This is a genomic window from Pseudomonas sp. PB106, assembly GCF_009764645.1.
GTDB lineage: Bacteria > Pseudomonadota > Gammaproteobacteria > Pseudomonadales > Pseudomonadaceae > Aquipseudomonas.
This window is the reverse complement of the sequence record NZ_RWIM01000179.1, coordinates 1-7637: the sequence shown is the minus strand read 5'-3', so window position 1 is coordinate 7637 and position 7637 is coordinate 1. Positions and strand designations below refer to the sequence as shown.

General features: G+C 58.9%; 10 protein-coding genes. 3 read left to right on the top strand and 7 right to left on the bottom strand.

Annotated features, from left to right (window positions below; all coding sequences use genetic code 11):
- Positions 1 to 73 precede the first annotated feature (73 nt).
- From pncA to EJA71_RS22970, 4 genes are all read right to left on the bottom strand, one after another.
- Positions 74 to 700, bottom strand: coding sequence for a bifunctional nicotinamidase/pyrazinamidase (gene pncA, locus EJA71_RS22985; protein ID WP_158959802.1), 627 nt, complete (start codon positions 698 to 700; stop codon positions 74 to 76).
- Between the two features lie 52 nt (positions 701 to 752).
- Positions 753 to 1511: an anti-sigma factor gene (locus tag EJA71_RS22980; protein ID WP_158959801.1), complete on the bottom strand. Its 759-nt coding sequence runs from the start codon at positions 1509 to 1511 to the stop codon at positions 753 to 755.
- A complete protein-coding gene (locus tag EJA71_RS22975; RefSeq protein ID WP_371925723.1) occupies positions 1508 to 1993 on the bottom strand; it encodes an RNA polymerase sigma factor in 486 nt (161 codons plus the stop codon). Before EJA71_RS22975 ends, EJA71_RS22980 begins: the two co-directional genes overlap by 4 nt.
- Before the next feature lie 63 nt (positions 1994 to 2056).
- Entirely contained in the window at positions 2057 to 2590 is a 534-nt protein-coding gene (locus EJA71_RS22970; RefSeq protein WP_158959799.1) for a tetratricopeptide repeat protein, read from the bottom strand.
- 162 nt (positions 2591 to 2752) lie between these two features.
- Between EJA71_RS22970 and EJA71_RS22965 the strand changes: the two genes are divergently transcribed.
- The 3 genes from EJA71_RS22965 (at position 2753) to nudC (ending at position 5367) form a co-directional block, all read left to right on the top strand.
- A complete protein-coding gene (locus tag EJA71_RS22965; protein WP_158959798.1) occupies positions 2753 to 3523 on the top strand; it encodes a class I SAM-dependent methyltransferase in 771 nt (256 codons plus the stop codon).
- A 194-nt stretch (positions 3524 to 3717) separates the two neighbouring features.
- Complete coding sequence (locus EJA71_RS22960) at positions 3718 to 4530, top strand: crotonase/enoyl-CoA hydratase family protein (RefSeq protein ID WP_158959797.1); 813 nt, start codon at positions 3718 to 3720, stop codon at positions 4528 to 4530.
- 6 nt (positions 4531 to 4536) lie between these two features.
- A complete protein-coding gene (nudC, locus tag EJA71_RS22955) occupies positions 4537 to 5367 on the top strand; it encodes an NAD(+) diphosphatase (RefSeq protein WP_158959796.1) in 831 nt (276 codons plus the stop codon).
- Here nudC and EJA71_RS22950 read toward each other — a convergent pair.
- From EJA71_RS22950 to EJA71_RS22940, 3 genes are all read right to left on the bottom strand, one after another.
- Positions 5335 to 6114: a TSUP family transporter gene (locus EJA71_RS22950; RefSeq protein WP_064390185.1), complete on the bottom strand. Its 780-nt coding sequence runs from the start codon at positions 6112 to 6114 to the stop codon at positions 5335 to 5337. The genes nudC and EJA71_RS22950 overlap by 33 nt on opposite strands.
- Before the next feature lie 243 nt (positions 6115 to 6357).
- A complete protein-coding gene (locus EJA71_RS22945) occupies positions 6358 to 6837 on the bottom strand; it encodes a nuclear transport factor 2 family protein (RefSeq protein WP_158959795.1) in 480 nt (159 codons plus the stop codon).
- A gap of 55 nt (positions 6838 to 6892) precedes the next feature.
- On the bottom strand, positions 6893 to 7456 hold the full coding sequence (locus EJA71_RS22940; protein WP_158959794.1) for a TetR/AcrR family transcriptional regulator: 564 nt from the start codon (positions 7454 to 7456) through the stop codon (positions 6893 to 6895).
- Between the last annotated feature and the right edge of the window lie 181 nt (positions 7457 to 7637).

Here is a 7637-nt window from a genome sequence, read left to right as displayed (position 1 = left end):
TTGATTAGTTTTTTAAGATCAAGATCAAAAGATCGCAGCCTGCGGCAGCTCCTACAGGGGGTATTCGTATTGATCAGATCAGATCGGTGGACTGGATCAACTCAACCCCAGCCTTTTGCATCCGCTCAATCGCATCTGCCAGCGATCCATCCAGATCAATCCCCCGACACGCATCCAGCACCACAACCGCATTGAATCCCGCCGCCCGCGCATCCAGCGCCGTGTACATCACGCAGAAATCCAGCGCCAGGCCGACCATGTAAACGGTGTCTATCCCGCGTTCTGACAAATAGCCAGCCAATCCGGTGGTGGTGCGGCGGTCGGCTTCGAGAAACGCCGAGTAACTGTCGATGTCCGGATTGCAGCCTTTGCGGATCACCAGTTGCGCGTGGGGCAGGTCCAGTTCCGGGTGAAACTCGGCGCCGGCGCTGGCTTGCACGCAATGATCGGGCCACAGCGTCTGCTCACCGTAGGGCAATTGAATGACGTCGTAAGGCTGGCGTCCGGGATGGCTGGAGGCGAATGAGGCATGACCGCGCGGGTGCCAGTCCTGGGCGATGACGACTTGCTGGAACTGACGCGCGAGCTGGTTGATCAGCGGCACGATCCGCTCTCCTTCAAGCACCGGCAGGCTGCCGCCAGGGATGAAGTCGTTCTGAACATCGATAACCAGTAATGCAGTGCGAGACGTAATCGGCATAGATGCAATCCTCCTTGGACAAATCACTTGCCCAGAATAGTGACAACGCTGGCTAGGCGGTTAAACGACTTCTCAACAACTGTGCCCGCTGTTCCAGATCCGCTGTTGGCACGTGGCCGATCAGCATCCATGCATGTTCGCGCTCGGTCCAATACACGACATTCATCGCGTGCCGACGCTCGTTGGCCAATGGCTGGCTGCCGCTGTTCGAGCGGGTGATGCACAAGGCCAACGGCCCGTGCCGCTGATCCAGATAAACGATCTGTGCAATCGGCACGCCGTCGTACTCAAGCAACTGTGCACGTTTGAACTCGGCGCCGGGCAGTTTCAATGCTGCCGGTGACAGAGTCAGGCCCAGACGTGCATCGACGCTGCGCAGTTGCGCTCGTTGCGCGGCTTCGTCGCTAGGCAAGTGATCGAGGGTTTGCGGCACGTAGAGCGCCATGTAGTCGCCGACCATTCCACGCCAGTGATGCGTTTGCCGCGCCTGCCAGCCGAGGATCAAGCGGTCGGCCAGGACGCCGCCAGCCACCAGAGCGGCCGCCGCGCCGCCGATAAACCAGCGCCGACTCAGCCCGGGAGGTTGCGGCGAAGGAATAGCATCCAGCCGCGCCTGCAAACGATCCAGCGGCGCCTGTTGCGCCAGTTCGTCATAGGCGCTTTTGAACGGCAGATTGCTGCGCGCCAGCCATTGCACGCGCAGGCTGAGCAGCGGGTCGTCGGCAATGGCCGTGTCCAATTGGCGGCGATATCCCGGGTCCAGTTCGTCATCCAGATAGGCGACCAGTTGTTCGTCCGAAGGTGTGTTCATGACCGGTCTCCTTCGGTGGTTTTCGGCACCGCTTGCAAGGGCGGGTATTCGGCGAGTTTCAGGCGCGCGGTGGCCAGTCGGCTCATCACCGTGCCGATCGGGACTTGGAGGATTTCGGCGACTTCGCGGTAGGACAAACCCTCGACATAGGCCAGATACACCGTTTCACGCTGGGTTTCCGGCAGTGCATCGACGCGGCGGATCACTTGAGTGGCCATCACATGAGTTTGCGCGACGTATTCCCCGTCGAACGTCAGTTGCGTGTCGGCATCGACGTGCCCCGAGCCATGGCGCACTCGGCGCGCGCGCACTTCGTTGAGCCAGATCGAATGCAGAATGCTCAGCAACCAGCGATCCATACGCGTGCCGGCCACGTACTGGCCGCAGCGCTCCAGCGCCCGCACGCAGGTGGCCTGCACCAGATCCTCGGCGACGTGCCGATTGCGCGACAGCAGCAAACCGTAGCGCCACAAACGCGCCAGATGCTGTCCGAGTTCGGCTCTGAAGGCCTGATCGCTGACGATGATCGTCTCCACTTATAAAGGTCAGGTTTTCGTTGAATCGTTGATGGCTTCAGCCAGATCCTGATATTCCTCACAAGACGTGCCGCAAATCGACTGGATCTGCTGCAACTGTTCTTGCGCCAGGTCGACGCGTCCTTTGATCACATAGGCCTCGCCGAGGTATTCGCGCACCTGCGCGTATTGCGGGTCGAGTTTCACCGATTGCAGGTAATAGGTGATGCCTTCGTCGGTGCGCCCCAGTTTGCGCGTGGCATAACCGCGATAGTTGAGGGCCTTGGCGGTGTTCGGTTGCTTGAGCGTGTCGAGCAATGCCAGCGCCTCATCGTAGCGGCCAGCCTTGGCCAGACGATACGCGTAATCGGTGCGATCGGCGTCCGGCAACAGGCTGCTGGTTTGCAGCACGCATTTCTGCGTTTTGCTGTCCCACACCTGGCCTTTCGGGCATTCGGGCTTCTGCACCGGATCCTCTTCGTCACCGTTGGCGAAGGCCAGATGACTCGACATCGCAGCGGCCAGTAACAACGGGGCGGCGAACATAACGGAACGGATAGTCATGGGCAAGGCTCCACAGGGGGTTATGTTTCACTTTGAACACCACAGGGTGAAACTTTATTCATTGCATTTGTCAGTGACTGTTCAAGTCAGGCACAAATTCCAGCGCTATGCTCGTCAGCGTCTGCCGTTGATCCGAAGCTTGTATATGAAGGGGAAACAGCCATGAACGATCAGCTCCACCCTGCCACTGGTGGCTACAAAACCGCCGCTGACACTTACGTCAAAGGGCGACCGGATTATCCGCCGCAGGTCAGTGAGTGGCTGACCGCGAAGTTGGGTCTCGATCATCACAACACTGTGATTGATCTGGGCGCCGGTACCGGCAAGTTCACCGGCCGACTGGTGGCGACGGGCGCGCAAGTGATCGCCGTTGAGCCGGTGGCGCAGATGCTCGAGAAGTTGGCTGACGCGTGGCCGCAGGTGCTGGCCGTGCACGGCACCGCGAAGGATTTGCCGTTGCCGGACGCGTCGGTGGATGTGGTGGTGTGCGCGCAGGCGTTTCATTGGTTTGCCAGTGAAGAGGCGTTGACCGAAATCGCCCGGGTGCTCAAACCCGGCGGTAAGCTCGGTTTGATCTGGAACCTGCGCGACACGCAGGTGAGCTGGGTGCCGAAGCTCGATGCCATCGTCAATGCGCTGGAAGGCGACACGCCGCGTTACTACACCGGTGAATGGCGCAAAGCGTTTCCCCATCCGGCGTTCGGGCCGTTGCAGCTGCAGCGCTTTCATAACGGTCACACTGGATCGCCGGAAGACGTGATTTTCAATCGGGTGAGATCCACCAGTTTTATCGCGGCGCTGCCGGAGGCGCAGCGGGCGAAAGTCGATGAGCAGATTGGTGCGTTGATCGCGTCCGAGCCTGAGTTGCGGGGCAGGGATGTGGTGACGGTTCCCTACGAAACCGTGGCCTTCGTGACACGAAAATCCCTGTAGGAGCTGCCGCAGGCTGCGATCTTTTGATCTGGTCTTTTTAAAAACAACATCAAAAGATTGCAGCCTGCGGCAGCTCCTACAGGTGGAGTGTTGCAGTACATCTCTTCAAGCCAGTCCCGCATTTGGCTGAACCGCCACTGTGATGCCTTGTTATAGTTCGGGCCTCATTTTCTGCCCGGTAAAGGATCACTGCCATGACTCAATACTCCGCCTTCAGCGTCGAACTGGCCGACAACATCGCCCATGTGCAGATCAACCGTCCGGAAAAGATCAACTCGATGAATGCGGCGTTCTGGAGCGAGATCATCGAGATCTTCCAGTGGATCGACGACACCGATGAAGTGCGCGTGGTGGTGCTGAGCGGCAACGGTAAACACTTTTCCTCCGGCATCGACCTCATGATGCTCGCCGGTGTCGCCAACGAACTGGGCAAAGACGTTGGCCGCAACGCGCGCCTGCTGCGCCGCAAGATCCTCACTCTGCAAGCCTCGTTCAACGCCGTCGACAACTGCCGCAAACCGGTGCTTGCGGCGATTCAGGGTTATTGCCTGGGCGGCGCCATCGATCTGATCGCCGCGTGCGACATGCGTTATGCCGCCGAAGATGCACAGTTCTCGATCAAGGAAATCGATATCGGCATGGCCGCCGATGTTGGCACTTTGCAACGGTTGCCACGGATCATCGGTGACGGCATGCTGCGTGAACTGGCTTACACCGGTCGCACTTTCGGCGCTGAAGAGGCGCGCAGCATCGGTCTGGTCAATCGTGTCTACAGCGATAAGGATGCGCTGCTCGAAGGCGTGATTGATATCGCCCGCGAAATTGCCTCGAAATCACCGATTGCAGTCACCGGCACCAAGGAAATGATCAGCTACATGCGCGACCATCGCATCGACGATGGTCTCGAATACGTTGCCACCTGGAACGCTGCCATGCTGCAATCCACCGACTTGCGCGTGGCCATGGCCGCCCATATGAGCAAACAGAAACCCGAATTCCTGGACTGAGAAACCATGACAGCTCGCTGGACCACTGCAGTACTGGATACCGATCAACCGGGCGGCTGGGCGGTTGCGCGCAGCCCGGACGGTTTTTTGTTCGATGACAACGGCGCGCTGTTCCCCCGGGAATGGCTCAAGCGTCAGGACTTGTCAGTCCTCGCCGAGCACGGCATTGGCCATCTCGACGGCGAGCCGGTTTATCTGCTCGAACTGCGCAGTGCCAGCGAAGTGCCGGGTTGCAACTGGAAAGGGTTGCGGGCGTTCATGCTTGATGGCGATCACACGATCTACAAGGTGCTCGGTTATGCCGCGCAGATTGGCACGTGGGCTCGCGAACATCGTTTCTGCGGCAATTGCGGCCAGGCGATGACACAGGTGCCGCGCGAGCGGGCGATGTATTGCCAGCCGTGTGATCTGCGCAGTTATCCGCGCATTTCGCCGAGCATGATTGTGCTGATCACCCGTGGCGACGAGATTTTGCTGGCGCGCTCACCGCGTTTCGTCACCGGGGTTTACAGCACGCTGGCCGGTTTTGCCGAGCCGGGCGAGTCGGCGGAGGAGTGCCTGATTCGTGAAGTGCGTGAGGAAGTGCAGATCGAGGTGAAGAACATTCAGTACCTGGGTAGCCAGTGCTGGCCGTTCCCGCATTCGATGATGCTCGGCTTCCATGCCGAATATGCCGGTGGCGAGATTGTCTGTCAGGAGGACGAGATCGAAGACGCCCAATGGTTCAACGTGCATGATCTGCCGCCATTGCCGGCGTCCAAGTCGATTGCCCGTTACCTGATCGACGTCTACGTGGCGCGGCGGTTAGGCCACGCTGAACCAGTGCTGCCAGGCTAAGCGCACGGTCAAACCCAGCACCACGGTGATGAACACCGGGCGAATGAATTTGGCGCCGCCGCTGATCGCGGTGCGCGCGCCAAAGAACGCGCCGACCATTACCGACAGGCCCATGCTCAGGCCGATGATCCAGTCCACTTGCCCGGAAAACACGAACACCGACAGCGCCGCAATGTTGCTGACGAAGTTCATGCTGCGCGCCACACCGCTGGCCTTGACCAGATCGATCGGATAAAGCAGCAGACTGCTCACCGTCCAGAACGCACCGGTGCCAGGGCCGGCAACACCATCGTAGAAACCGAGGCTGAAGCCTTGGGTCGATTGCCATTTCTTTTTGATCGGCGCATCGCTGTCCAGCGGTGCTTTCGGTGTGCCGCCGAACAACAGGTACAGACCGCAGGCGAACACAATCACCGGGAGCATTTTGTTCAGCCATTCCGCCGGCAGGTAATGGGCGACGATGGCGCCAGTCAGCGCGCCGACCAGTGTGCCGACAATCGCGTGCACCCACTGCCGTGGATGGAACAGCTTGCGGCGATAGAAAGTGAAACTGGCCGTGGCCGAGCCGAACGTCGAACTCAGTTTGTTGGTGCCCAGCACCAGATGCGGCGGCAGGCCAGCGGTGAGCAGCGCCGGGGTGGTCAGCAGACCGCCACCGCCGGCGATGGCGTCGATGAAACCGGCAATGAAAGCGACGATGGCCAGAATGGCCAGGGTGGTGAGGTCAACGCTGAGTTCGAAAGGCATGGAATCGGCTTATTCGGCAGGGCGCAGAACGTGAGCTGCGGGGAGGGCGGTCATGTTACTCATTTCCAAGTGTTGCGGCGACCCATAAGGCTTCATCGCGAGCAGGCTTACTGCTACAGGGGCACGCATTCCAAATGTAGGAGTGAGCCTGCTCGCGATGGCGGTATGTCAGTCAACATATTGGTTGAATGCCCAGACGCTATCGCTAGCAGGGCTAGCTCCCAAAGGGGAATTGCTGTGAGATTACAGGCCGAGGTCGGACAGGCCCGGATGATCATCCGGGCGGCGGCCCAGTGGCCAGTGGAACTTGCGTTCACTGTCCTTGATCGGCATGTCGTTGATGCAGGCGTAGCGCTGGAACATCAGACCGTTTTCATCGAACTCCCAGTTTTCATTGCCGTAGGAGCGGAACCAGTTGCCGGAATCATCGTGCCATTCATAGGCATAACGCACGGCGATGCGCGTGTCGGAGTAGGCCCAGAGTTCTTTGATCAAGCGGTAATCCAGTTCTTTCGCCCATTTACGCGTCAGGAAGGCCTTGGCTTCTTCGCGGTTGTTGGCGAACTCGGCGCGGTTACGCCACTGGGTGTCGAGGGTGTAGGCCAGCGATACCCGTTCCGGATCGCGGGAGTTCCAGCCGTCCTCGGCCAGACGTATTTTTTCGATGGCCGATTCATGGTTGAACGGCGGCAATGGCGGGCGTTGCTGGGCTGCAGTAGACATGTTCAGTCTCCCAATCTAATTAATCATTGAACAACAAGTCCGGCTTATTAAGGCGTTACAGGTCCAATAACTTTCGCGCCATGCATTGCGCATTATCGGCGGCACTGTGATCACCCATCACAAGCGCTACGGTAATGGCACCGTCAATCAGGATCAGCAACTGTTTGGCCAGCAGTTGCGGATCCTCGGCGCCATGTTCGGTACACAGCTCGCACACGTAGTCGAGCAGTTTCTGTTTGTGTTCTTTGGCAACCAGTCGCACCGGGTCCTGTGGGTCGCCGGTTTCGCCGCTGGTATTGATGAAGGCGCAGCCGCGAAAACCTTCCGAGGCAAACCAGCCCTTGAGCACGGTAAACAGGTTGAGCAGGCGTTCGGCCGGGGTTTCGGCTTGATCGACGGCGCTTTTGTACCAGTGCATCCAGCGGATGTCGCGGCGTTGCAGGGCGGCGGCGACCAGCGCATCTTTATCCTCAAAGTAACGGTAGATGCTTTTTCTGGAGACGCCGGCGGTTTTCACCAGAAGATCCATGCTGGTGGCAGCGATGCCATTTTTGTAGATCAGCTTTTCGGTGACATCCAGAATGATGTCGCGTGTGTCAGTGTTAGTGATTTCGTTCATGCGATGAACAGTAGAACGGTTGTTCTCCTTTGGCAATTATTTTTTCAAGATCAAAAGATCGCAGCCTTCGGCAGCTCCTACAGGGATCGCATAACAATAATAAAAATGCTGCATCAGAGGCCCACTGCCATGGCCGCACCTGCCCCGCCGCTGTCCCACGACGCGATCGTCCAGAGTTCCT